This window comes from Methylobacterium sp. 77 (genome assembly GCF_000372825.1).
Lineage (GTDB): Bacteria > Pseudomonadota > Alphaproteobacteria > Rhizobiales > Beijerinckiaceae > Methylobacterium.
Genome location: NZ_KB910516.1, coordinates 3549136 through 3572495, shown reverse-complemented (window position 1 = coordinate 3572495; position 23360 = coordinate 3549136). Strand labels below are relative to the sequence as shown.

The following is a 23360-nucleotide window of genomic DNA, read 5'->3' as shown; positions in this document are numbered from 1 at the left end:
GGGTTGACGACCCCGGAGCCTGCAGGCGCTTACAGGCCGGAATTCATGAGACGGAAACGCGAGGAAACGATGGCCGACACGCTCAAGGATTGGATCACCGGAGTGCTCGGCACGCAACTGTCGCCGCAGGCCCTGACGGTGGTCGACGAATCCCACCTGCATGCGGGTCATTCGGGCGCACGGCCCGAGGGCGAGACGCATTTCCGGGTGGAGATCGTCTCCGCCGCCTTCGAGGGCAAGAGCCGGGTGGACCGTCACCGCATGGTGAATGGCGTGCTCGACGAGGCGTTCAAGCGTGGGCTCCACGCCCTCGCAGTGAAGGCGAAGGCGCCCTCCGAGGCCGCCTGAACGCACCCGACCTCTGAGGAAGATGGTGGCGATGGCCCTGCAATGCACCCCGCATCTCGCCATCGACGAGGCCGAACTCGAAGAGACCTTCGTGCGCTCGTCGGGGCCGGGGGGGCAGAACGTCAACAAGCTCTCCACGGCGGTGCAGCTCCGCTTCGATGCGCGGCGCTCGCACTCCCTGCCCGATGCCGTGGCGGTGCGCCTGATGCGGCTCGCCGGGCGGCGGCTGACGCTGGACGGCGTCATCGTCATCATGGCCCAGCAGTTCCGGACCCAGGACCGCAACCGGGCCGATGCGCGGGAACGCCTCGCCGCCCTCGTCGCCGAGGCGGCGGTGCCGCCGACGCCACGTCGCGCCACCCGCCCGACCCTCGCCTCCAAGAAGCGGCGCCTCGACGACAAGTCCCGCCGCGGCGCCACCAAGCGCCTGCGCGGTGACGGCGGAGGCGATTGAGAGCGTCGGCTCGCTTCAGTTCGACGGTCTGACCGATCCCTGCGCGTCCGGCGGATGGTACTCCTCGGCTCCGGTGACATAGGCGCTGCCGGGCTTCAGGACGGTGAGCACGATCGCCACGAAGGCGAGGAGCGCCGCAAGGGCTGCCGGGAACAGGAAGGCATCCTCGCCGTAATGGGTCTGGAGGAAGCCGCCGATGACGGCGCCTGTGCTCAGGGCGCCCCAGAGCGGTGCCTGAAGCCAGAAGGAAGGCGCCACCTTGCCCATCAGCAGGTTGGCGAGCCCGGTCCCGAACCGCACCACCGCGCCGGTGACGTAGGTGAGTGCGAGGCTGCGCCCGGCTTCGTCCTGCAGCGTCGCGTTCTGGAGGCCGAGCGCGATGACGATGGGATAGACGTGAAGCGGCCAGGAGAAGGTGCCGTAGGGCATGACGAGGCCGACGGCGAGGAGTACCGCCTGCAGCAGCAGCATCACCGAGAGCCGCCACCGCCCGACCCAGGCCGCGATCAGGGTGCCCATGAAGGCGCCGAAGCAGAACATGACGATGACGGAGCTGACGCGCGCCGTGCTCTCCCAATCGAACTTGCTCACCGAGACGCCGAAGCGGGTGGTGTTGCCGCTCATGAACGACATGAAGAGCTGTGAGTATTCGAGGAAGCCGATGGAATCGGCGCATCCTGCCAACGCCGACAGGGCGAGGGCGAAGGGGATGCGCGTGCTCGGACTTGCGGGAAACGACTTGTCGGTCTTGTCGGCCATGCGTCTGTACATGCTCCTTCGGAAGGACGGTGCGGGCTCGGCGAAGCCCGACCTTACCGATCGGGCGCGGCCGGGGAACCGCTCGCGTCCGGTCGACAGGCATCGGTTGGGGAGTGCCGTGCCGTGCAACACATGCCGCAGCGCTTCGGTTCAACCCAATCGCGCACAATTGGGATTAAGGTGCGGGGGACGGGGGTTTGCGCAACACCACGATGCGCCCCGGAACGTCGATCTCACGCTCGCGGCGTATGGCAGCGGGGTCGAGGCTCACGAGATCGAGCCCGGCCTCGTCCGACATCCGGCGCAGGTAGCGGTCGCCATGGGCGTAGCGGGCATCGGCTCCGAGGACGAGCCCGCCCTCCGCTTGCCACTGGACCGTGAAGCCGACGAGACCCGAGGGCCGCAGGATGCGGGCCGTCTCCGTCATCACCCGTCCGAGGCCGCCGACATAGATGAAGACGTCCGCCGCCACGACGAGGTCGGCGCTCCCCGACGGCTCTCCGTCGAGGACAGGGCCGAGATCGCCTTCGACCAGACGGTCGTAGCGCTTCCGCCGCGCGGCCTCGACGAGCATGCCGGGCGAGAGGTCGATGCCCATGAGGCTTCGGGTGCGGCCGGCGAGCGCCTCGCCCATCAGGCCGGTGCCGCAGCCGAGATCGATCACGTCGCCGAAGCTCGCCGGTGCGCCGGCTACCGCGCCGAGAGCCTCCACCAGCAGTTTCGGTCCGCGATAATGCAGGTCATCGACCAGATGGCGCTCGAAGCGCGCGGCGTAGCCGTCGAACAGGGCGCGGATATAGGCCGGCGAGATCGCTCCCAGCGTCGCGCCCTCGCCGATCTGGACGAGGCGCAGCCGCGCCCCGAGTTCGTCATGGGGATCGAGATCGAGGGCGTTGCCATAGGCCCTCAACGCGGCGTGGTGGTGGGCGACATCCGTCGTGGCGAGGTGGCGCGCCTCCCGTGCCCGTCCGAGCAGGAACCAGGCCGCCGCGTAGCGCGGGGCGATCTCCAGGGTCTGCTCGGCCATCTCGGCCGCACCTTCCGCATCGCCCTCGGAGAGACAGGCCTCGGCATAGGCGTAGCGCCGGTCGGCGAGAAGGTCGCCCGAACTGTTCTGGAGGGAAGTGCACGCTCGCGGGTTCATATGGGCGCCCTATATCACGTCGGATGACCCGCCCTCTCACTGTTCGGTCCCGCGCATGAGCCTTCGCGCAGGCGACCTCCTGACCCAGACCCGCGAGGGCTTGTACTGTCCCCTCGGCGGGTTCCACGTGGACCCGACCTGGCCGGTGCCGCGCGCGCTCATCACCCACGGCCATGCCGACCATGCCCGGTCCGGCCATGGCAGGGTGTTGGCTACGGGCCAGACCCTGCGCATCATGGCCGTGCGCTACGGCGAGGATTTCTGCGAGACGCGCCAGGAGGCGAAGCTCGGCGAGGCGATCCGCATCGGCGACGTCACCGTGCGCTTCGCCCCCGCCGGCCACGTCCTCGGCTCGGCCCAGATCGCGATCGAGGCGCAGGGCGTGCGGGTGGTGGTGTCGGGCGATTACAAGCGCGCCTACGACCCGACCTGCCTGCCCTTCGAGGTCGTCCCCTGCGACGTCTTCATTACCGAGGCGACCTTCGGCCTGCCGGTCTTCAGGATGCCGGATACGGCGGGCGAGGTCCGCAAGCTCCTCGATTCGGTCGCCCTGTTCCCAGAACGCGCCCACATCGTCGGCGCCTACGCGCTGGGCAAGGCGCAGCGGGTGATGGCCCTGTTGCGGGAGGCCGGCTACGACGCGCCGATCTATCTTCACGGCGCCATGGAAAAGCTGACCGAGCTCTACAAGCGCGAGGGTATCCCGCTGGGCGAGACGCCGAAGGTGGTGGCCGCCGAACGCGGCAAGCTCCAGGGCGCCATCGTCCTGTGCCCGCCCTCGGCGATCCAGGACGTGTGGTCGCGTAAATTCCCCGATCCCGTCACCTCCTTCGCCTCGGGCTGGATGCGGGTGCGCGCCCGCGCCCGGCAGAAGGGCGCCGAACTCCCCCTCGTCATCTCCGACCATTCCGACTGGCCCGACCTGTGCCGCACCATCCGCGAAACCGGCGCCGGCGAGGTCTGGGTCACGCACGGGCAGGAGGACGCCCTGGTTCATTGGTGCGGGACGCAAGGGATCAAGGCGAAGCCGCTGCACATGCTGGGCTACGGCGACGATGGCGAGGCCGAGCCTGCCGCGCCGGTGGAAGAGGCCGTCGCGTGAACGACTTCGCCGAACTTCTCGACCGCCTCGCCTACGAGCCGCGCCGCAACGCCAAGCTGCGCCTGCTGCAGGATTACTTCGCCCATGCGCCGGACCCGGAGCGGGGCTATGCGCTCGCCGCCATGACGGGCGGCCTGAGTTTTCGCGAAGCCAAGCCCGCGATGATCCGCGGCCTCGTGGAGGCGCGGGTCGATCCGGTGCTGTTCGCGCTGTCGCACAACTATGTCGGCGATCTCGCCGAGACCACGGCGCTGATCTGGCCGGCGCCGGCACAGAACCCTCTCTCCCTCGCAGAGGGGGGAGGGGACGCAGCAGCGCCCATCGGCCACAATAATCCGCCGCCCCACGTGCCGACGCTCGCCGAGGTGGTCGAGACCCTCGCCACCGTGAAGAAGGCGGACCTGCCCGCCCGCATCGCCGAATGGCTCGATGCCCTCGACGAGACCGGGCGCTGGGCGCTCCTCAAGCTGATCACCGGGGCTTTGCGCGTCGGCGTCTCGGCGCGGCTCGCAAAGACTGCGGTGGGCGCGCTCGGCGGCCACGAGCCCGATGCGGTGGAGGAGGTCTGGCACGGGCTGGCGCCGCCCTACGCCACCCTTTTCGCCTGGGTCGAGGGGAGGGCCGAGCGCCCGACGACCCTCAACCCCGCCCCATTCCGGCCGCCGATGCTCTCACACCCCATCGATGAGGAGTCGGATTTCGAAAAACTCGATCCGGCCGCCTTCTCCGGCGAGTGGAAGTGGGACGGGATCCGCGTCCAGCTCGCCGGCGGGCGCGACGAAGCGGGCGCCCAGGTGGCGCGGATCTATTCGCGCACCGGCGAGGACATCACGCACGCCTTCCCCGACCTCGCCGAGGCGGTCACCTTCACCGGCACGATCGACGGCGAGCTGCTGATCCTGCGGGAGGAGCGGGTGCAGAGCTTCAACGTGCTGCAGCAGCGCCTCAACCGGAAAGCCGTCACGCAAAAGCTGCTGGAGGAATTCCCCGCCCATGTCCGGGCCTACGACCTCCTCACCGCCGAGGGCGAGGACCTGCGGCCGCTGCCCTTCGCGGAGCGCCGCACCCGGTTGGAGCGATTCGTCGCCGCCCTCGACCACGCCCGCATCGATCTCTCGCCGCTGGTGACCTTCGCGACCTGGGACGATCTCGCCGCCGCCCGTTCGGACCCGGCGAGCGTCGGTGCGGGCGAGGATGCCGATGCCATCGAGGGGGTGATGTTGAAGCTGCGCGACAGCCCCTATCTCCCCGGTCGCCCCAAGGGGCCGTGGTGGAAGTGGAAGCGCGAGCCGCACCTCGTCGACGCGGTGATGATGTACGCCCAGCGCGGCCACGGGAAGCGCTCGTCCTTCTACTCGGACTACACGTTCGGGGTCTGGCGCGACCAGCCGGAGGGCGGGCAGGAACTGGTGCCGGTGGGCAAGGCCTATCACGGCTTCACCGATGCGGAGCTGGCCAAGCTCGACCGATACGTCCGCAACAACACCACGAAGCGCTTCGGCCCGGTGCGCGAGGTCGCCTATGGGCCGGAGCACGGCCTCGTGCTGGAGATCGCCTTCGAGGGGGTGCAGCGCTCCACCCGGCATAAATCCGGTGTCGCCATGCGCTTCCCCCGCGTCCACCGCATCCGCTGGGACAAGCCGGCGGCCGAGGCCGACCGGATCGGAGCCCTGGAGACCATCCTGGCCCGCGGCGAGCGCGAGATCGCGCCGGGCGCCGCCATCGACGAGGAGACACCATGAGAGGGTCGGGCAGGATCGGCGGGATCGAGGGGTTTCAGGAGGGAGAGGTCCGGCGCCGGGCGAGCGCCCGCCTCACCGTCTCGACGCCGGGCCAGGGTTTTACGGATGTCACCCGGGCGGTGTCGGAGTTTCTGGCCCGAAGTGGGATCGCAGACGGCCTGCTCAGCGTGTTCTGCCGGCACACCTCGGCCTCCCTGACGATCCAGGAGAATGCCGACCCGGATGTGCGAACCGACCTGATGACGGCGCTCGACGGCCTCGCCCCGCGTCACGGTGCCTATGTCCACGGCATCGAGGGGCCGGACGACATGCCCGCCCATATCCGCACCATGGTCACCGATTCCGGTCTCACCATCCCGGTGACGGACGGACGCCTCGTCCTCGGGACGTGGCAGGGCATCTACCTCATCGAGCACCGCGACCGGCCGCATCGGCGAGAGTTGGTGCTGGCCGTCATCGGCGAGTGAACGCGCCGGTTCAGTCCGCCACCGCTTCGGCCACGAACTTCGTATGGCCCTTCGCCCGGAGCTCACAGGCCGGGCAGGTCCCGCACCCATACCCCCACGCATGCCGCGCGCCGCGCGTCCCGAGGTAGCAGGTATGGGTGTCCTCGACGACGAGGTCGACGAGGGGACGACCGCCGAGATCTTCGGCGAGCTTCCAGGTCTCGGCCTTGTCGATCCACATCAGTGGCGTGTGGAGGACGAAGCGGCGGTCCATGCCGAGATTCAGCGCGACCTGAAGCGCCTTGATCGTGTCGTCTCGGCAATCGGGATAGCCGGAATAATCCGTCTCGCACATGCCGCCGACGATGTGGCCGAGGGATCGGCGATAGGCGAGGGCGGCGGCGAAGGTGAGGAAGATGATGTTGCGGCCGGGCACGAAGGTGTTGGGCAGGCCGCCCGCCTCGAGGGCGATCTCGGTGGTGCGGGTGAGCGAGGTCTCCGAGACCTTGCCCAGCGCGTCGAGTTCGATCGTGTGGTCGCGGCCGAGACGGCGGAACCAGGCCGCCTTCATGGCGGCCATGCTCTTGCGCAGGGTCGCCCGCTGGTCGAGCTCGACCTTGTGGCGCTGGTTATAGTCGAAGCCGAGGGTCTCCACCCGCGGGAACCGTTCCAGCGCCCAGGCGAGGCAGGTGGTGGAATCCTGCCCGCCGGAGAAGAGGACCAGGGCGCCGTCGTCGCTCATCGTCAGCCCTCGTATTCCGCCCAGGACATCGGGGTTTCCATCACCTTGACCGAGGACAAGCCCGGCAGAGCCGGCTTCGTCCGATGCCAGATCCAGGCCGCGATATGCTCGGCGGTGGGGTTCTCCAGGCCCTCGATCTCGTTGAGGCAGTAATGGTCGAGCTGGAGCAGGATCGGCGCGAACGCACTCTCTACGTCGAAGAAATCGACCACCCATCCGGTCTCGGCGTCGACATCCCCCGAGATCGTCAGCTCGACCCGGTAGGAGTGGCCATGCATCCGGTGGCAGCGGTGCGTTACGGGCACGTTGGGCAGGCGATGGGCCGCCTCGAAAGTGAAAGCTTGAGTGATCTTCATGACGTGACTCTGAGGTTCTTCGCGCGCCGACGTGACCGGCAGAGGATCAGGGAATGGCGGTCACGGGATTCCGATGATCTTGTGGGTCTGGAGCGACAGCCGCCAGCGCGCGTCGCGGCGGCAATACTCCACCGCCGCCTGGGTATGAGCAAGCCGGTCCGGCCCGTCCATGGGCTGGAGCCAATGGTGGCGGAAGTCGAGGGCTGCGAAGCGCTCGGGCAGGGCCGCTGCCTGCGGGTAGACCAGCTTCAATTCGTGGCCCGTGGTCTGGACCAGGGCATTGCCCGCCTTCGGGCTCACGCAGATCCAGTCGATTCCCTCGGGCGCGCTGAGCGTGCCGTTGGTCTCGACCGCGATCTCGAAGCCGCGCGCATGCACGGCCGTGATCAAGTCGGGGTCGAGCTGCAGCAGCGGCTCGCCGCCGGTGAAGACCACGTAATGGTGCGAGGCGCCGCCCTCCCAGGTCGCGGCGATGGCGTCGGCCAGGGCGTCGGGCGTGGCGAAGCGGCCGCCGCCCTCGCCATCCATGCCGATGAAATCCGTATCGCAGAAGGTGCAGGCGGCGGTCGCGCGATCCTCCTCGCGGCCGGACCAGAGATTGCAGCCGGAAAACCGGCAGAAGACCGCGGCCCGGCCCGCCTGGGCACCCTCACCCTGGAGGGTATGGAACAGTTCCTTGACCGCGTAGCCCATCGCTCTCTCAGCCGATCTCGTCAGAATCCGTTCCGCAGGGGGAACGGCCCGACCTCTCGTCGAGACCCCATAGCGGTCCGAGCCACCGGAGGCCATGGCGCGCGGCCGGACGCATCCATGCGTTCGCCGAGGAACGAGGATCGACCGGGGCCGATCCTCCGACGGCCCCGAAAATCGGAAGCGAGTCCATGATCACGACGTCGCTCCCGCCGTCGGAGGCGCGCGCGGCGCCAGGGCCGCGCGCGCCTGTCGGGAACCGGCCTTACCGTGTTTTGACGTCGTAGCGGTCGAGCATCATCATCTTATTCCACACCGTCACGAAGTCCTTGGCGAACCGCGCCTCGCCGTCGCTGCTCGCATAGACTTCGGCGACCGAGCGGAGCTGCGAGTTCGATCCGAACACGAGGTCGCAGCGGGTGGCGGTGAACTTCGCGACTCCGCTGTCACGATCGACCAGCGAGAAGGTCATGCCGGCCTCGTCGGCCTTGTGCCATTCGAGATCGACGCTGGTCAGGTTGGTGAAGAAGTCGTTCGACAACACCCCGACGCGATCGGTGAAGATACCGTGCGTCGAGCCATCGTGGTTGGCGCCGAGCGCACGAAGGCCGCCGACGAGGGCGACCCATTCGGGCGCGGTGAGCGAATACAGGTACGCCCTGTCGAGGAACAGTTCCTCGGGCGAGACCCGCGCCGCGGTGATCGCCGCGAAGTCATCCGCCACGTAATTGCGGAACCCGTCGACGACGGGCTTCAGCCACTGGAACATCTCGATGTCGGTCAGGTCCTGCCGGGTGTCGACGCGGCCGGGCGTGAACGGAACCGTGATGGCGTGACCGCCATCGGCGAGGGCCTTCTCGACCGCCGCGCATCCACCGAGCACGATGAGATCGGCCAGCGACACCCGCTTGCCACCCTGCGCGCCGTTGAACGCGTCGGCGACCTGCCGGAGCGCCGCGACCACCGGCAAGGTCCGCCGGTTGATCGCCCAATCCTTCTGCGGGGCCAGAGCGAGACGTCCGCCATTGGCGCCGCCGCGCTTGTCGCTGTCGCGATAGGTCGCCGCCGCCGAGAAGGCGGTGAAGGCGAGGTCGGAGACAGACTGGCCGGTCGCCATGATGGCCTGCTTCAGCGCGGCGATGTCGCTCGCGTCGATCAGCTCGAAGTCGCGCGGCGGGATCGGGTCCTGCCACAGCAGATCGTCCTCGATCGTCACTTCGGGCCCGAGGTAGCGTTCCTTGGGACCCATGTCGCGATGGGTCAGCTTGTACCACGCCTTCGAAAAGGCCAGCGTGAACGCGTCGAAGTCGTTGAGGAACTTCTCGCAGACCTTGCGATATTCGGGGTCGAGCTTCAGGGCGATGTCGCTGGTCATCATCATCAGGCCGTGCATCTGGCCGGGGACGTGCGCGTCGGGGGTCTTGGGCGCGTTCGGGTCAGCCGGCGTCCATTGGGAGGCGCCGGCCGGGCTCTTGGTCTGCACCCACTCGAACTTGAAGAGGTTCTCGAGATAGGCGTTGTCCCACTGGATCGGGTTCGGCGTCCAGCTGCCCTCGATGCCGTTGGTCATCGTGTACTGGGCGAAGCCCGTTCCCTTCGGGTTGTGCCAGCCGAGGCCCATCGCCTCCATCGGCGCGATTTCCGGCGGTGGGCCGACCTGATCGGCCGAGACCATGCCGTGGCTCTTGCCGAAGGCGTGGCCGCCGGCGATCAGGGCGACGGTCTCCTCGTCGTTCATCGCCATCCGGGTGAAGGTGGTGCGGATGTCGCGCGCCGAGCCCAGCGGATCGCCGTTGGCGTAGGGACCCTCGGGGTTCACATAGATCAGCGCCTGATGCGAGGCGGCCAGGGGCGTTTCGAGGTCGTAATCGGCATCGCCGTTCTGGCCGCGCCAGCGCTTGTCGCGGGTGACCATGCTGTCGAACGATGTGACGTCGGTCGGATCCCAGATCTCAGGCCCCCAATAGGTGGCGTTGTCGGCCTCCCACGCATCCTGGCGTCCGCCGGCGAAGCCGTAGGTCGGGAAGCCCATGATTTCGAGGGCGCAATTGCCGGTCAGGACCATCAGGTCGCCCCAGGACAGGGCGCTGCCGTATTTCTGCTTGATCGGCCAGATCAGGCGGCGCGACTTGTCGGTGTTGCCGTTGTCCCACCAGCTGTTGATTGGCGCGAAACGCTGGAGCGCCTCACCGGCACCGCCGCGGCCATCCGCGATGCGATAGGTCCCTGCCGCGTGCCACGCCATGCGGATCATCTGCGGGCCGTAATTGCCGTAATCCGACGGCCACCAGGCCACCGAGGTCGTGAGGAAGGCTTTGATCTCTCGCTTCAGCGCGTCGAGATCGATCTGCTCGAACGCGGCCTTGTAGTCGAAATCCGCGCCCAGCGGATTGGCCTGCGGCCCGTTCTGATGGAGCAGCTCGACCTTCAGGCGGTTGGGATACCAGTCGTTGAGGGTCGGAGGCGTGCCCACCGCGCCGCCGATCCTGTCGCCGCCGAAGGGGCACTTGCCCGCCATCTCGAAGGTCTTCGCATCGAGCTGGTCGTTCTTCGTCGTTTTGAGAGCGTGAATATCGTCCACGTGGATGTCCTTTGAAAAGTCGCTGTCGTCCGGGCGCCGGGCGGGCTCGGTCGACCCGAGACACCGGTTCCTCGGCGCGTGCCTAGGTTGTTCTTGTCGTCCGTTCACGACCGGAGGTCGAGCGGGATCGCAACGATCGCAACGATCGCACACGCGGACCGCCGCGACATGTAGGGCGCCATCCCGATCCCTCGATCACGATCCCGCGCCGGAGACGCGGAAACGTCCGACCCCACGAGGTGTCCGGCGTCGGCGGCCGACCGTTCGTCATGAACACGGTCCTGCCTGCCTCCGAAGACATTTGCATGAAGGCGATCTGCCGCAGCGGCATCGCAACGAGGCCGCGCCCGGACAGGATGGAATCGAATGCCAGAGGGGCGGGCGCCGACCGGAGATCGGGAAAAGCCCCGGTGGCCCGCAAGCCCGCTCCGATCGGGCGTGTTGTCGCCAGGCCCCGTGAGGCCAGGCCCCGTGAGGCCAAGTCCCGTGAAGCCAAGTCTCGTGAAGCCAAGTCTCGTGAAGCCATGCGTGTGCGACGCACCATTGCCGCCATCCATCGCCATGGTCTTGCCACGGAGACCGCGTTGATGAGCCTCGCCGTGGGCTCGGGCCTCTCGACGGCCGGATTCTGGCATCCCTCGCCAAAGCTCGGCCGTTGCGGTAACTTTTTCTCCGGACGGACCGGCCATGATGGCGTCGGGGCGTTCCCAGTCGAGACGGGCCTGATGTCGAACCGAGTGTTGAGCCGCGTCGTCCTTGGTCTCGCGGTCGCAGCGGGCCTTCTCGGATCGGGTGCGGCCGGCGCGGTGACCTCGCCCATCCTCGTGGTCGAGGTCGATTCGGGCAAGGTCGTCTACGCCCAGGGCGCCACCGATCCGTGGTTCCCCGCCTCCATCACCAAGCTGATGACCGTCTACGTCGCCCTCGACATGGTGCGGCAGGGCAAGGTCACCCTCGATACGCTCATCACGATCTCGCCCGCCGCCGCCGCCGAGCCGCCTTCGAAGATGGGCTTCCGGCCGGGAACGCAGCTGACCCTCGACAACGCCCTGAAGATCATCATGGTCAAGTCGGCCAACGACGTGGCCTGGGCGATCGGCGAGAATCTCGGCGGCTCCGTCGAGGGCTTCGCCGCCATGATGAACGAGGCCTCCGCCCGGATCGGCATGCGCGAGAGCCGCTGGACCAATCCCAACGGCCTGCCGGATGCCCGGCAATGGACCTCGGCCCGCGACATGGCGGTGCTCGGCCGGGCGCTGATCCGCGATTTTCCCGACAACCGCGCCCTGTTCTCGATCAGCGCGATCCAGTTCGGCAAGTCGATCATGGCGAACCATAACGGCCTTCTCGGGCGCTATGCCGGGGCCGACGGCATGAAGACCGGGTTCATCTGCTCGGGCGGCTTCAACGTGGTGGCGAGCGCCACCCGCAACGGCCGCCGCCTCATCACCGTGGTGATGGGCCAGCCGAGCGCCCGCGAGCGCGACCTTAAGGCCTCCGACCTGTTCGACCACGGGTTCAGCCAGTCCGCCGGCTGGACGGCGCAGACCCTCGACGCGCTGCCCACCTCCGCCATCTCCGAGCCGCCGGACCTGCGCCCCTACATCTGCGACAAGCGCAAGCCGATGCCGATCGACGAAGGCCCCGGCCCGATCGCCTCCCAGGCCGGCAGCGAGAATGCATCGATCCTCGCCGCAGCGGCCCCCGTGGGCTCGGCCCTGGCCTTCGCGACCCTGAACAACGGCTCGATGAAGGGCCGCGCCCTGCCGCCGCGCGCGCCGCTGCAGCCGATCCTGGTCTGGATCGGCCGCGATCCGGCCGAGGGCGCCATCGCCCTCAACGAGCAGGCCGAGGCCGAGAAGGCGGAGCGTGCCGCCAAGCTCGCCGAGATCCGCAAGACCAAGATCGAGGCCGCGAACGCCAAGCGCGAGGCCGCCAAGCTCGCCAAGTCGGAGGCCAAGGAAAAGTCGGATGCCAAGGGCAAGGGTGATGCGAAGTCCAGGGCGGGCGGCAAGGGTGCCGTGCCGGCGACCGCCAGCGCCTATGCGCCGGTGGAGACGACGCCCGTGATCGCGGGGGCCGCCAAGGCCTCCAAGTCCTCCAAGGCCGATGTCGGAAAGAAGCCCGCCGCGAAGGCCGCGACCAAGCCGGCGCACGCGTCGCCGGAAAAGCCTGCCACCAAATCTGTCGCCAAGCCGGCGAAGAGCGCGGCCAAAACCTCCAGCAACAAGACCTCCACCGCGAAATCCGCGGAGGATTGAGCCGGCGGCGCGGGCGAGGTAGGCCGGTTCCATGGCTCATCCTTCCCCGCCCGCTTCGGTAGAAGCCGATCCCCGTCGTCCCGAGCCGATCCCGCTCACCGTGCTCACCGGTTTCCTGGGTGCCGGCAAGACGACGCTCCTCAACCGGATGCTGCGCGATCCGGCGCTGTCCGACACCGTGGTCATCGTCAACGAGTTCGGCGAGATCGGCCTCGATCACCTGCTGATCGAGACGGTGGACGAGGACATGATTCTCCTCGGCGCCGGCTGCCTGTGCTGCACCGTGCGCGGCGACCTCATCGCCACTCTCGAAGACCTGCTGCGCAAGCGCGACAACGGCCGGATCACGCCGTTTCGCCGGGTGGTGATCGAGACCACGGGGCTCGCCGATCCGGCCCCCATCCTGCACGCCCTGATCTACCACCCCTATCTCGCCATGCGGTACAGGCTGCAGGCCGTCGTCACCGTGGTGGACGCGGTCAACGGCGCCGCCACCCTCGATGATCATCCCGAGGCGCTACGGCAGGCCGCCGTCGCCGACCGGATCGTGCTGGCGAAGGACGATCTCGCCACCGGTGGCAGCGATGCTTTGCGTGCCCGCCTCCACGCCCTCAACCCGATGGCGCCGATCCATGGCCCCGACGTCGCCCCGGCCGACCTGCTCGGGGGATTCTTCGGCCTCGACGGCAAGAGCGACGACGTGCGTGCCTGGCTCGGGGCGGAGGCCTTCTCCGACCATGGCCATCATCACGGCCACCACCATCACGACGTGAACCGGCACGATGCCTCGATCCGCGCCTTCACGCTCACCAGTGACGTGCCGGTGAAGCGGGCGGCCTTCGAGATGTTCCTCGACCTCCTGCGTTCCGGCCACGGCCCCAAGCTCCTGAGGCTGAAAGGCCTGGTGGCACTGGCCGACGAGCCGGATCGTCCCGTGGTGGTCCACGGCGTGCAGCACGTGATCCACACGCCCGTCCAGCTCGCGGCTTGGCCCGACGCGGACCACCGCTCTCGCCTCGTCCTGATCGTCCGCGACCTGGAGCCGACCTTCGTCACCGGTCTGTGGGATGCGTTCCTCGGGCGTCCGAGGATCGACGCACCCGACGCCGCGGCGCTGACGGAGAACCCTCTGGCGATCCCCGGCGGCTAGGATTTCGGTCCAGTCCGCCGCCCGCTCCGGGGCCCGTCTTCCGGTCGTCGTCGGAGACGGCTCGCTCCCTGCCGTAGGCCTCGTGCCGCGGCGGATGCTGCGACCTCTGCGTCTCGTTTCGAGTACGGCCGGCGCGGCATCGCTTTTGATCCCATCCCCCTACTCGGCCGCAGAGCGGCAGGCAGCGTCCCATCCCGGGACGGATCGGTAGCAGGATCGCTGGAATGAGACAGGGGCTGAGCGTCATCGAAGGCGGGCGTCTCTCGGAAGCGGATCCTATGGGGGCTGACATGGACCCGGACGATTGGCGCATCGATTTACGGCGGCCCCACGCGGTGGAGCCGGTTGAGGCCGAGGCCTGGCGTATGCTGCTGACCCGCATCCGCTGGCCGGAGCCGATCTACGCCGATCCCGACTACCTGCTCACGGCTGCCGTGCATCAGTCGGGCGGCCGGGACCTCGTCTTCGCCTTCGCCTGGAGCGGAGAGGGCGAGCGCTCGCGTCTGCGCGGCGTCGTTCCCCTCGCCATGCCGCACGGACTCTGGGGCAACGGCCGGGCGCAGGTCTGGTACCCGCCGGGGCCGGTCCTCGCGCCCACGATCGAGCCCGGATGCCTCGACGAGGTCGAAACCGCCTTGCGGGCGGCGATCAGGGCCGTCCATCCCCGCTCGACCCTGGTCCTGATGCCGCCTCCCGCCGCATCGGCCTCCGAGGGGGAGCGCACTGCCCCACGCGATTCCGTGACCAGGGCGATTCCGGCGAGGGACCGCGTCGGCGTGCGCCTCACCGGGCCGTGGATCCGCGATGGCGTGGAGATCGAGCGCATCACCGAGCCGCGCCGCATCCGCGATGCGGTCGAGGCCTATCTCTCGTTCGATGCGCAGGTATCCGGCAGCCCGATCGTGCGGGATCCGTCCGCCTCGTCCATGGTCAGGGTGGTGACGCGGCGCTTCGCCCAGAGGCGCCAGACCAGCGTCGATTTCGCGCGCAAGGACGGCATCCTCGTCGCGGCGGCCCTGCGCCTCGGTACCGGCGCGGGCTCGATCGTGTGGCGGCAGGCCGAAACCCGAGCGGCTTAGAGCATCATCCCGAAAAGCGGGAACCGGTTTTCGGACAACATGATGCTGGAAATCGCCCGACCGGGCGTCGCCTCCGGGCCTACTCGTCCTCGCCGAACTTGTTGGCGAGGAGGTCGGTGATGGCCGTGAGGCAGGCCTCGGCGTCGCTGCCCGACGCCACCACGGCGATCGACGTGCCCTGCGCCGCGCCCAGCGTGAGCAGACCCATGATCGAGCGCCCGCCCACCGTCTCGCCCGAACGGGTGACGGTCACCGCCGCTTCGAACTTCTCGACCGTCTGCACGAACTTGGCAGAGGCCCGCGCATGCAGGCCGCGCCGGTTGATCACCGGAACGATGCGAAGGTGGCCACCCTCGGGAACCGAGATTTCGGGCTCGACATCGTCGTCGTAAGCGTCGCTCATGCGCGTCTGCCGTCCCTGTCGCTCTCGTCGGTCCGCCAAGGGGAGAGCCCGCTGTGGCCGATCGTATCCTGGTTCAGTGATGGCACGGACGCGCTCAGACAACGCCGCGCGAAATCGCCACGCTTGCCTGATAAGCCGACAGTGGATGTTTGGGAAAGTCCGTTTCGCTCGCGGAAGTTTTATTTGCCGGCGAGGACACGGGAGGCGACGTTGATGTACTTCCGGCCCGCTTCCTGGGCGTGGAGCACCGCATCTCCTAGAGGCTCGGCATCGCGCACGCTGGCGAGCTTGATCAGCATCGGCAGGTTGATCCCGGCCACCACCTCGACAGTCCCGCCATTCATGCAGGACAGGGCAAGATTGGAAGGCGTGCCGCCGAACATGTCGGTGAGCACGACGACACCCTTGCCGGAATCGACCCGGTCCACGGCGGAGACGATGTCGAGCCGGCGAAGCTCCATATCGTCCTCGGGGCCGATCGTGATCGTCTCGATCTGCTTTTGCGGACCGACCACGTGTTCAAGGGCAGCCTTGAACTCGGTGGCGAGCAGCCCGTGGGTGACGAGCACCATTCCAATCATAGACGCGTGTTCCGACACCCAGTGGGAGCCGCCATTTTGTGCAGCGCAAGGTCGAACGCAAGACGAGAGGCTCGTTCTGCGCATCCTAGCCCCAGGATCATGCCATGTGGGGTGCCCCCACGCTATATGGGAGGGTCCAAATCGCATGAGACGGTGCCGAGGTGCGTCCATGGGGCAACGCTTGCCTTCTCGGCCAGAGCATCGAGGACGAGGCCGGGCGCCAGTCCGCGATCGCAAATGCTGCGGTCCAGCATGATCCGGCGAATCATCACCCCGAGGAGATCGACGGGATCGGGCGGGGCGTCGGGCAGCCGTGGCAGTGTCTCGACGAGATCGACCACGAGGCGGATGACGGCCGCATCGGCGAGAGCCGAGTGCGGCATCAGGCCGATTCCCCTGACCTCGATCAGGCCGTGCAGGGCGGGATGGCCGCGAGCGACGATGCGCCCGTGGCGATGTTCGATCTCGACACGATCGTCGCCGACGAGGGCGGCGTAGCTGCCGTCCCGGCCTGCCCGGTCAAGGAGGGAGAGGGCGAGAGTCGATTTTCCGGCGCCCGATTCGCCCCTGATCAGGATACCTGCTTCGCGGAGCACGAGGCAGGTGGCGTGGATCGCGAGGGCCGGCTCGGGACGATTCCGGTCCATGGGCCGGCTTTTCTAGCGCAAAGCGGCGGGCAGCCGCACGACGAAGCGCGCGCCGCGCACCGTCGGCTCGCCGTTCTCGTCGGCCGGGCCAGGCCGGTTCTCGGCCCGGATCGTCCCGCGATGGGCCTGGACGATCTGGCGCGAGATCGAGAGGCCGAGGCCGGAATTCTGGCCGAATCCCTGTTCCGGACGGTCGGTGTAGAAGCGCTCGAAGATGCGCTCCAGGGCATGTTCGGGAATGCCGGGTCCCTCGTCCTCGACGATCAGCTCCACGTCGGTCCGGGACCGGCGCAGGGCCACCCGCACCTTGGCGTCGGGCGGCGAGAACGAGCGGGCATTGTCGAGGAGGTTGTTGACGACCTGGCCGAGACGGCTGTCGTGTCCGAAGATCATGAAGGGCGCTTCCACGTCGCCTGACGGCGCGTCCACGTCGAACTGGATGAGCGCGTCCTTCGAGCGCCGGCGTTCGTTGGCGACGGAGACCACCGTCGTCATGAGCTTGCGCAGATCGACCCGGCGCGCCTCGGCGCGGGCGAGTTCCGCATCGAGACGGGAGGCGTCGGAGATGTCGCTGATGAGGCGGTCGAGCCGCTTCACATCGTGCTGGATGATGGCGAGCAGGCGCGAGCGCGAATCGTCGCTCTTGGCGAGGGGAAGCGTCTCGACGGCGCTGCGCAGGGAGGTGAGGGGGTTCTTCAATTCGTGGCTGACATCGGCCGCGAAGCTCTCGATGGCGTCGATGCGACGGTAAAGAGCCTGGGTCATGTCGCGCAGGGCGCCCGAAAGATGGCCGATCTCGTCGGTCCGGCCGGTGAAATCGGGGATTTCCTCACGCGACTTGATGCCGAGGCGGACCTTCTCAGCGGCATCCGCGAGACGCCGCACCGGACCCGCGATGGCGCCGGCGAGAAGGATCGACAGGACCAGCATCACGGCGGCGGCGATGAGGAAGACCTGGAGCAGGCCGAATCGCTCCGAGGCGATGACCCGGTCGATGTCGCCGCCCTGCGTCGAGAGCATCAGGGCGCCGCGCACCGATCCCGCCCGCAGGATCGGCACCGCCACCGAGACATTCGTCTCGCCGGCCTCGTTGCGGCGGACCAGGGTTCCGCGGGCGCCGCCCAGCGCGACCTGGACCTCCTTCAGGCTGTGACCGCTCGCGGGGCCGACCTCCTCCATGGCGGGGGCCCGGGCCGCGCCGAACAGCTTGGCCTGGACGAATTCCCAGGCCTGTTCGAGGAAGTTGCGCTTGCCGCGCACGACGATGCCGTCGCTGCGGCCCATCTCGCCGCGGGCCGAGAGCGTTCGGGTGTCGAACAGCAGGCCGCCATCCTGGTCGTAGACTCGCGCCCGGTTCCCCGTCGGCGTGATGAGGCGGCGCAGAAGCGGCGCCACCCGCTCGGGGTTGAGGGAGAAGGTGAGCGGGGAGGGATTGTCGTCGCCCGCTCCGCCCTCTCCGGCCTGGAGCTGGAGCAGCTTGTCGGGATCGATGCGGATCGCGTCGGTATCGACCGAGGCCGAGGAGGAGATCGCACCGGCGATGATTTCGCCCTGGATCAGCAGACTCTGCACCCGCGCCTGGATCAAGCCCTGCCGGAACTGGTTCAGGTAGAGAAAGCCGAACAGCAGCGCGATCAGCCCGACGAGGTTGAGGACGACGATCCGTCGCGTCAGGCTCGACGAGGCACGCTGGCCGATGCCGCGCCAGATCGTGCGCGGCAAGGTGAGGAGGCCGCGCTGCGGGACTTCGGCTTGGTCTTGGGAGTCCACGATCGTCCGAGGTTCGAGTATCCGCCCGAGAGGTGCATCCCACGTCTCGGAAAGGTTATTGAGGACAAAGCTTTATGACGTCGTCGCGCGAGAATCCCGCTCGCCGTTGCGTCACGCTCAACCTTCCTTGAAGCGGTAGCCGACACCGTACAAGGTCTCGATCATGTCGAAGTTGGTGTCGACCACCTTGAACTTCTTGCGCAGCCGCTTGATGTGGCTGTCGATGGTGCGGTCGTCCACGTAAACCTGATCGTCGTAGGCCGCGTCCATGAGGGCGTTGCGGCTCTTCACGACGCCGGGCCGGTGGGCCAGCGCCTGCAGGATCAGGAACTCGGTCACCGTCAGCGTGACGGCCTCACCCTTCCAGGTGCAGGTATGTCGCTCCGGGTCCATCATCAGAAGGCCGCGCTCCAGCGACCGGGCGGCGGCATCCGCCTCGCGCGCCGCGGCACCGGGGCCGTCCTTGGGGGCGAAGCGTCGCAGGACCGCCTTGACCCGCTCCACCAGTAGCCGCTGTGAGAACGGCTTATGGATGAAGTCGTCGGCGCCCATCTTGAGGCCGAAGAGCTCGTCGATCTCCTCGTCCTTCGAGGTCAGGAAGATCACCGGCAGATCGGATTTCTGACGCAGGCGACGCAGCAGCTCCATTCCGTCCATGCGCGGCATCTTGATGTCGAAGATGGCGAGGTCCGGGGGGGAATGCTTCAGCCCGTCCAGGGCCGAGGCACCGTCGGTATAGGTCTGGATCCTGTAGCCTTCGGTCTCGAGGGCGATCGAGACGGAGGTGAGGATGTTTCTGTCGTCGTCCACGAGGGCGATGGTGGGCATTGCGCGTTCCCTGTTGCTCGGATGCGGCCTTCGCGGACGTCGGTTCGCTAAAAACGTCTCCGCATCCCGCCCTCCGAAAACGAGGGCCGGCAAAACGCGCTGGCGGACCATTCGAAAGCAGGGCCGCATGCGCGCGGAGAGTCAGGCTGTGTAAAGAGTTCGGTTCAAAAAAGCGAGCTTGCTCGATATCTAGGCCGATTTGCCGCTTGACTGAGGCCGTCGTGCCGCAGTCCGGCGGCCTCGCGCAAGCAGTCCGCAAACCATTATCATCGCGATTCTGAATGGAGGCCGGCGGTCCGGGACCCCGGTCGAAACCACATGAGGGCAGGGCGCAACATGGCTGACGATACGCGGGTCGAGGATGGTCGGGTCGAGGGTGCGCAGGCCGATGCGTCGCCGCAGCGGCGAGGGCCCGCCGCTCCGCTGCCGGCCTCCGAGGCACCCTTCGATGCGATCGGCCTCGCCCGGCATCTTCTGCGCAGCATCCGGTCCGGTGCGCTGGCCACCCTCGACGCCCAGGACGGGATGCCGTTCGCCTCCCTGGTCACCATCGCCACGGATGTCGACGGCACGCCGCTGATGCTGCTGTCGCGGTTGTCGGCGCATACGCGCAACCTCCTCGCCGATCCGCGCGCCTCGCTGCTGTTCAGTGCCGGCGGCAAGGGCGATCCCCTGGCCCATCCCCGGCTCACCGTCACGGGGCGCGCGACGCAGACGAAGGAGCCGCGCATCCGCGAGCGCTTCGTCGCCCGTCATCCGAAGGCGAAGCTCTATGCCGACTTCCCGGATTTCGGTTTCTTCGCCCTGGAGCCGAGCGCCGGGCATCTCAATGGCGGTTTTGCCAAGGCTGCGACGCTGACGCCCGCCGAACTTCGTCTCGATCTCTCCGGCGCCGAGGCCCTGATGGCCGGCGAGCGCGGCGCGGTCGAGCACATGAACGCGGACCATGCCGACGCGCTCGCTCTCTACGCGAAGATCGAGGGCGGCGGCGACGGGCCCTGGCGCCTGACCGGGCTCGACCCGGAGGGCATGGATCTCCTCGCCGGCGACCGTACCGCGCGCATCCGCTATCCGGCGCCGGTCACCGATATGGGCGGCCTGCGCAAGATCCTGGTCGAGATGGCCGCGAAGGCGCGCGAGCCCGTCCCGTCCGCCGGCTAAGTCGAGCGTCCGCTACGTATTCGAAACGACTCTGCGCCTAGGTGAGGGGAGGCAGGCGTCCGATCGGTACGCCCATCGACGGGATGGCGAGCGGTGCGCAGGAGCGGAGAGCGGGGGCAACACTCGGCGGTGGCGACCATGATGGTCTTCGCGCTCGCCGTCGCACTTCCCCTCGTGATGCTCGCCGTCGTCACCACCGACTGGTACGTCTCGGCGGAGCGGGCCCGCCTCGCGACGATGGGGCAGCTCACCGGAGATCATCTCCGGGAGCGCCTCGACCGCGACCTGTCGGAGATGACGACCATGGCGCGGACGCTGGCGACCTCGCCGTCGATCGACGCCGAGGATTGGGCGCGATTCGACGCACAGGGCCGTGCACTCGTGGACACCACCGAATTCACGGTGTCCCTCGTGCGCCTCGACGGTCGCCAGATCGTCAACACCCGCGTGCCCGCCGGCGCCGCGATGCCGACCTCCCCTCGTCCCGAGATCGCCGCGAAGCTGGTCGCGACCCGACGCCCGGTCGTCTCGCCGGCCATCAAGAGCGTGATGAGCGGGGTCGACATCGTCCTGATCTGCGCGCCGGTCCTGCGTGGCGGAACGCTGGAGATGTATGTCTCCATCGCCGTGCGCATGGACCACTTCCTCCGCCTGATCGCGCAGGCGGATATCGCCGATCCGTTCTCCGCCGTCTTCGTCGATGGCGCGAAGCGTGTCATCGCGCGGACCGACGATGCGCCGGACCCATCCGATCTCTCCGAGAAAGGCCCGCCTGCATCTTCGTCTCAGCCCCAGCTTCTGGAAGATTGGGAGAAGGCGGAGGCGAGCGTCATGGAGTTCCGACATCGCTCGGGAGCCTCCGATTGGACGGTGGTCACCGGCCTGGACAAAGAGGCGTTCGAGGCCCCGCTCTATCGCTCGCTCTCGGTCCTGGCCTTCCTCGCCGTGGCTCTGGTCGGCAGCGGCGGGATCATCGCCTGGATCTACACCCGGCAGGTGGCGAAAGCGGTGCGAGCCCTGACGCGGGCCGCCGAAGCGATCGGGCGCGGCGATCCCGTCGACATGCCCACCGGCGAGATTCGCGAAGTGAACCAGATCGGCATGGCGCTGGTGACGGCGTCCCGTGTCTCGGCCGAGCAGCGCGCCGCCATCGCGGAGTCCCATGCGCTGCTCGAGGTCAGGGTCGCCGAGCGCGGCCGCGAGCTCGAGGCGAGCCGGGCGCATTACCAGCTCCTCGCCGAGACCATGACCGACGTCGTCATCCTGCGTCATGCCGATTGGCGCATCGCCTATGTCTCGCCCTCCGGTGCGGCGCTGTTCGGCACGGAAGGACCCGGCTTCGATCCGCGCGTCCGCATCCATCCCGACGATCTCGCCGCCTTCGCCACGGCGGATGCCCGGCTCGGTCCCGACCGGCCGAGCACTGTGTCCCTGTTCCGGATGCGCCACGCGGACGGACGCTGGATCTGGATCGAGGCGATCAACGACATCCTGGCCTCGGCGGCGCCGGAAGCGCCGAACGTGATCTCGACCCTGAGGGACGTGACGAAGCGGCAGGATCAGGCCGACGAACTGCGCATGGCCCGCGATGTCGCCGAGCTGGCACAGGCCAAGGCCGAGAATGCGAGCCGGGCGAAATCCGAGTTCATGGGCCTGATGAGCCACGAGATCCGGACGCCGCTGACGACGATCAAGGGGTTCGCCGACCTCCTCGCCCATACGGCCGATCTCTCACCCGACCAGGTGCGCTATCTCGCGCTCGTGGGGGCGGCCACCGATACGCTCATCGGCGCGGTGGACGACGTTCTCGACTATGCCAGGGCCGAGGCCGGCGACCTGCGCCTCGACAGCATTCCTCTCGACCTGCCCGCTCTGGTGAGCGAGGCGGCCGATCTCGTGAGGCCCGTGGCCGAGGGACGGGACCTCACCATCGACGTGGTCGTCGCCTGCGACGGACCCCGCCACGTCCTCGGTGACGAGCGCCGCCTGAGGCAGATCCTCCTCAACCTGCTCAACGACGCCATCGGTACGCTCGACCGGGGCAAGGTCACCCTCGCATTGCAGGGGCCGCGCCGCGGCGATTCCGTCGGGCGGTGGCGCGTGGCCGTGACCGCCAATGCCGGCGACGACCCGGAGCATCTCGCATCCCGCGCCACGGCCCTCGACGGCAGCGGCCTCGGCTTCATCATCGCCCAGCGCCTCGTCGGGCTCATGGGCGGTGGACGCATCGACCGGAGCACGCCCCTCGGCGAAACGGCGGCCTACCGCTTCTCACTCTCGCTGGCGCCGGCGCCGATCGTGAACCGGACCGCCCCGGCTCCGAAAGGCGGCGAGCCCGGTGCCGGCCGCATCCTCGTCGTCGAAGACAACCGGATCAACCAGGAGGTCGTCCAGGCGATGCTGAAGCGCCTGGGATACGGCGTCGACATGGTCGATAGCGGCGAGGCGGCCATCCTCGCGGTGCAGGCCAGCGGCTACGATCTCGTCCTGATGGATGTGTCGATGCCCGGAATGGACGGGATCACGGCCATCCGGCGCATCCGGTCCCTGCAGCACCCTTCGCGTCGCGTGCCGGTCCTGGCCATGAGCGCCAACGTGATGCCGGAGCGGGTTCGTGCCCTGAACGAGGCCGGAGCCAACGGCCATCTCGGCAAGCCCTTCGATCTTCCGACCCTGTCCCGGGCCGTGGGCGGGCAGCTCTCGGCCATCGTCCTGCGCGAGAGCGGCGAGGGCATGCCCATGCCGGAACGGCCGCCGATCTTCGACCGGACGGCCTTCGACGCCCTGAGTGCCGAGATCGGCACGGAAGCGGCCCGCGAGGCCGTGCGCGCTCTGGTCAGCCTCGTCGAGCGATCCGGCCAGGACCCCGACGCGGCCGACGCGGCCTCCATCGCGGTCCATGCGGACCGGACCGGGTTTCGCGATCTCGCCAGATCCTACCGGGCGCTCGCCGCCGCCCCGGCCGGCATCGAGAGAGACGGCGCATGCGGGCGCAGCCGGATCGCCCGGGATCTGATGAACCGCATGGTCCACGAGATCACGGGGCCGACCATGCCCGAGATCCGACGGACCGTGGCCCTGCTCTGAGCCCCGCCGCGGATCGATCGGGGGGGCGC

Annotated in this window: 21 protein-coding genes; 10 read left to right on the top strand and 11 right to left on the bottom strand. The window is 68.4% G+C overall.

The genetic code is table 11. The annotated features are described in order from the left end of the window. Positions 1-69: 69 nt before the first annotated feature. Together A3OK_RS0116955 and arfB are read left to right on the top strand one after the other, a co-directional pair. Positions 70-348 carry a BolA family protein gene (locus A3OK_RS0116955; protein ID WP_019906081.1) on the top strand — a complete coding sequence of 93 codons (279 nt, stop codon included), beginning with the start codon at positions 70-72 and terminating at the stop codon, positions 346-348. Between the two features lie 31 nt (positions 349-379). Further along, positions 380-802 (top strand): alternative ribosome rescue aminoacyl-tRNA hydrolase ArfB, encoded by a 423-nt coding sequence (gene arfB / locus A3OK_RS0116950; RefSeq protein ID WP_026597356.1) that lies wholly within the window; start codon positions 380-382, stop codon positions 800-802. 15 nt (positions 803-817) lie between these two features. Here the strand turns inward: arfB and A3OK_RS0116945 are convergent, their stop codons facing one another. Both A3OK_RS0116945 and A3OK_RS0116940 read right to left on the bottom strand, forming a co-directional pair. Then, entirely contained in the window at positions 818-1561 is a 744-nt protein-coding gene (locus tag A3OK_RS0116945; protein WP_019906079.1) for a YoaK family protein, read from the bottom strand. Positions 1562-1736: 175 nt separating this feature from the next. Then, on the bottom strand, positions 1737-2705 hold the full coding sequence (locus tag A3OK_RS0116940) for a methyltransferase domain-containing protein (protein WP_019906078.1): 969 nt from the start codon (positions 2703-2705) through the stop codon (positions 1737-1739). Between the two features lie 55 nt (positions 2706-2760). On the opposite strand from A3OK_RS0116940, the gene A3OK_RS0116935 reads away from it, so the two are divergent. The 3 genes from A3OK_RS0116935 to A3OK_RS0116925 are packed head-to-tail and all read left to right on the top strand — an operon-like array spanning position 2761 to position 6016. Next, the gene (locus tag A3OK_RS0116935; protein WP_019906077.1) at positions 2761-3807 is read left to right on the top strand and encodes a ligase-associated DNA damage response exonuclease; all 1047 of its coding nucleotides are present in this window, start codon (positions 2761-2763) and stop codon (positions 3805-3807) included. Next, positions 3804-5549, top strand: a complete 1746-nt coding sequence (locus tag A3OK_RS0116930) for a cisplatin damage response ATP-dependent DNA ligase (RefSeq protein ID WP_019906076.1) — start codon at positions 3804-3806, stop codon at positions 5547-5549. The genes A3OK_RS0116935 and A3OK_RS0116930 overlap by 4 nt, the downstream gene beginning before the upstream one ends. Then, positions 5546-6016, top strand: coding sequence for a secondary thiamine-phosphate synthase enzyme YjbQ (locus A3OK_RS0116925; protein WP_019906075.1), 471 nt, complete (start codon positions 5546-5548; stop codon positions 6014-6016). Before A3OK_RS0116930 ends, A3OK_RS0116925 begins: the two co-directional genes overlap by 4 nt. 10 nt (positions 6017-6026) lie before the next feature. Here the strand turns inward: A3OK_RS0116925 and queC are convergent, their stop codons facing one another. The 4 genes from queC to katG form a co-directional block, all read right to left on the bottom strand. Further along, on the bottom strand, positions 6027-6737 hold the full coding sequence (gene queC / locus A3OK_RS0116920) for a 7-cyano-7-deazaguanine synthase QueC (RefSeq protein WP_019906074.1): 711 nt from the start codon (positions 6735-6737) through the stop codon (positions 6027-6029). Positions 6738-6739: 2 nt separating this feature from the next. Beyond that, positions 6740-7093 (bottom strand): 6-carboxytetrahydropterin synthase QueD, encoded by a 354-nt coding sequence (queD, locus tag A3OK_RS0116915; RefSeq protein ID WP_019906073.1) that lies wholly within the window; start codon positions 7091-7093, stop codon positions 6740-6742. 60 nt (positions 7094-7153) lie between these two features. Then, positions 7154-7786 (bottom strand): 7-carboxy-7-deazaguanine synthase, encoded by a 633-nt coding sequence (gene queE, locus A3OK_RS0116910; RefSeq protein WP_019906072.1) that lies wholly within the window; start codon positions 7784-7786, stop codon positions 7154-7156. Positions 7787-8048: 262 nt separating this feature from the next. Continuing rightward, positions 8049-10301 carry a catalase/peroxidase HPI gene (katG, locus tag A3OK_RS0116905; protein ID WP_051093030.1) on the bottom strand — a complete coding sequence of 751 codons (2253 nt, stop codon included), beginning with the start codon at positions 10299-10301 and terminating at the stop codon, positions 8049-8051. 788 nt (positions 10302-11089) lie between these two features. Between katG and A3OK_RS0116900 the strand changes: the two genes are divergently transcribed. The 3 genes from A3OK_RS0116900 (at position 11090) to A3OK_RS0116890 (ending at position 14854) form a co-directional block, all read left to right on the top strand. Continuing rightward, positions 11090-12625, top strand: coding sequence for a D-alanyl-D-alanine carboxypeptidase family protein (locus A3OK_RS0116900; protein ID WP_026597354.1), 1536 nt, complete (start codon positions 11090-11092; stop codon positions 12623-12625). 31 nt (positions 12626-12656) lie between these two features. Beyond that, positions 12657-13775 carry a GTP-binding protein gene (locus A3OK_RS0116895; RefSeq protein ID WP_026597353.1) on the top strand — a complete coding sequence of 373 codons (1119 nt, stop codon included), beginning with the start codon at positions 12657-12659 and terminating at the stop codon, positions 13773-13775. Positions 13776-13999: 224 nt separating this feature from the next. After that, a complete protein-coding gene (locus A3OK_RS0116890) occupies positions 14000-14854 on the top strand; it encodes a hypothetical protein (RefSeq protein ID WP_026597352.1) in 855 nt (284 codons plus the stop codon). A gap of 79 nt (positions 14855-14933) precedes the next feature. On the opposite strand, the gene A3OK_RS0116885 is transcribed toward A3OK_RS0116890, so the two are convergent. From A3OK_RS0116885 to A3OK_RS0116865, 5 genes are all read right to left on the bottom strand, one after another. Further along, positions 14934-15257: an HPr family phosphocarrier protein gene (locus tag A3OK_RS0116885; RefSeq protein WP_019906067.1), complete on the bottom strand. Its 324-nt coding sequence runs from the start codon at positions 15255-15257 to the stop codon at positions 14934-14936. Positions 15258-15436: 179 nt separating this feature from the next. Further along, positions 15437-15838, bottom strand: coding sequence for a PTS sugar transporter subunit IIA (locus A3OK_RS0116880; protein ID WP_026597351.1), 402 nt, complete (start codon positions 15836-15838; stop codon positions 15437-15439). Between the two features lie 122 nt (positions 15839-15960). Next, positions 15961-16485: an HPr kinase/phosphatase C-terminal domain-containing protein gene (locus A3OK_RS0116875; protein WP_019906065.1), complete on the bottom strand. Its 525-nt coding sequence runs from the start codon at positions 16483-16485 to the stop codon at positions 15961-15963. A 12-nt stretch (positions 16486-16497) separates the two neighbouring features. Beyond that, on the bottom strand, positions 16498-18255 hold the full coding sequence (locus A3OK_RS0116870; protein ID WP_019906064.1) for a sensor histidine kinase: 1758 nt from the start codon (positions 18253-18255) through the stop codon (positions 16498-16500). A gap of 117 nt (positions 18256-18372) precedes the next feature. Continuing rightward, entirely contained in the window at positions 18373-19083 is a 711-nt protein-coding gene (locus A3OK_RS0116865; RefSeq protein WP_018046124.1) for a response regulator transcription factor, read from the bottom strand. Between the two features lie 336 nt (positions 19084-19419). On the opposite strand from A3OK_RS0116865, the gene A3OK_RS0116860 reads away from it, so the two are divergent. Continuing rightward, complete coding sequence (locus A3OK_RS0116860) at positions 19420-20244, top strand: DUF2470 domain-containing protein (protein ID WP_019906063.1); 825 nt, start codon at positions 19420-19422, stop codon at positions 20242-20244. A 138-nt stretch (positions 20245-20382) separates the two neighbouring features. Further along, on the top strand, positions 20383-23331 hold the full coding sequence (locus tag A3OK_RS0116855) for a response regulator (protein ID WP_019906062.1): 2949 nt from the start codon (positions 20383-20385) through the stop codon (positions 23329-23331). Positions 23332-23360 lie beyond the last annotated feature (29 nt).

Bases quoted from the DNA above. Each gene is read 5' to 3' on its own strand.
- queD (WP_019906073.1), bottom strand. From the start codon at position 7,093: ATGAAGATCACTCAAGCTTTCACTTTCGAGGCGGCCCATCGCCTGCCC.
- A3OK_RS0116940 (WP_019906078.1), bottom strand. From the start codon at position 2,705: ATGAACCCGCGAGCGTGCACTTCCCTCCAGAACAGTTCGGGCGACCTT.
- A3OK_RS0116945 (WP_019906079.1), bottom strand. From the start codon at position 1,561: ATGGCCGACAAGACCGACAAGTCGTTTCCCGCAAGTCCGAGCACGCGC.
- queC (WP_019906074.1), bottom strand. From the start codon at position 6,737: ATGAGCGACGACGGCGCCCTGGTCCTCTTCTCCGGCGGGCAGGATTCC.
- queE (WP_019906072.1), bottom strand. From the start codon at position 7,786: ATGGGCTACGCGGTCAAGGAACTGTTCCATACCCTCCAGGGTGAGGGT.
- A3OK_RS0116955 (WP_019906081.1), top strand. From the start codon at position 70: ATGGCCGACACGCTCAAGGATTGGATCACCGGAGTGCTCGGCACGCAA.
- A3OK_RS0116880 (WP_026597351.1), bottom strand. From the start codon at position 15,838: ATGATTGGAATGGTGCTCGTCACCCACGGGCTGCTCGCCACCGAGTTC.
- A3OK_RS0116895 (WP_026597353.1), top strand. From the start codon at position 12,657: ATGGCTCATCCTTCCCCGCCCGCTTCGGTAGAAGCCGATCCCCGTCGT.
- katG (WP_051093030.1), bottom strand. From the start codon at position 10,301: ATGGCGGGCAAGTGCCCCTTCGGCGGCGACAGGATCGGCGGCGCGGTG.
- A3OK_RS0116855 (WP_019906062.1), top strand. From the start codon at position 20,383: ATGATGGTCTTCGCGCTCGCCGTCGCACTTCCCCTCGTGATGCTCGCC.
- A3OK_RS0116900 (WP_026597354.1), top strand. From the start codon at position 11,090: ATGTCGAACCGAGTGTTGAGCCGCGTCGTCCTTGGTCTCGCGGTCGCA.
- A3OK_RS0116890 (WP_026597352.1), top strand. From the start codon at position 14,000: ATGAGACAGGGGCTGAGCGTCATCGAAGGCGGGCGTCTCTCGGAAGCG.
- A3OK_RS0116875 (WP_019906065.1), bottom strand. From the start codon at position 16,485: ATGGACCGGAATCGTCCCGAGCCGGCCCTCGCGATCCACGCCACCTGC.
- arfB (WP_026597356.1), top strand. From the start codon at position 380: ATGGCCCTGCAATGCACCCCGCATCTCGCCATCGACGAGGCCGAACTC.
- A3OK_RS0116935 (WP_019906077.1), top strand. From the start codon at position 2,761: ATGAGCCTTCGCGCAGGCGACCTCCTGACCCAGACCCGCGAGGGCTTG.
- A3OK_RS0116865 (WP_018046124.1), bottom strand. From the start codon at position 19,083: ATGCCCACCATCGCCCTCGTGGACGACGACAGAAACATCCTCACCTCC.
- A3OK_RS0116925 (WP_019906075.1), top strand. From the start codon at position 5,546: ATGAGAGGGTCGGGCAGGATCGGCGGGATCGAGGGGTTTCAGGAGGGA.
- A3OK_RS0116860 (WP_019906063.1), top strand. From the start codon at position 19,420: ATGGCTGACGATACGCGGGTCGAGGATGGTCGGGTCGAGGGTGCGCAG.
- A3OK_RS0116885 (WP_019906067.1), bottom strand. From the start codon at position 15,257: ATGAGCGACGCTTACGACGACGATGTCGAGCCCGAAATCTCGGTTCCC.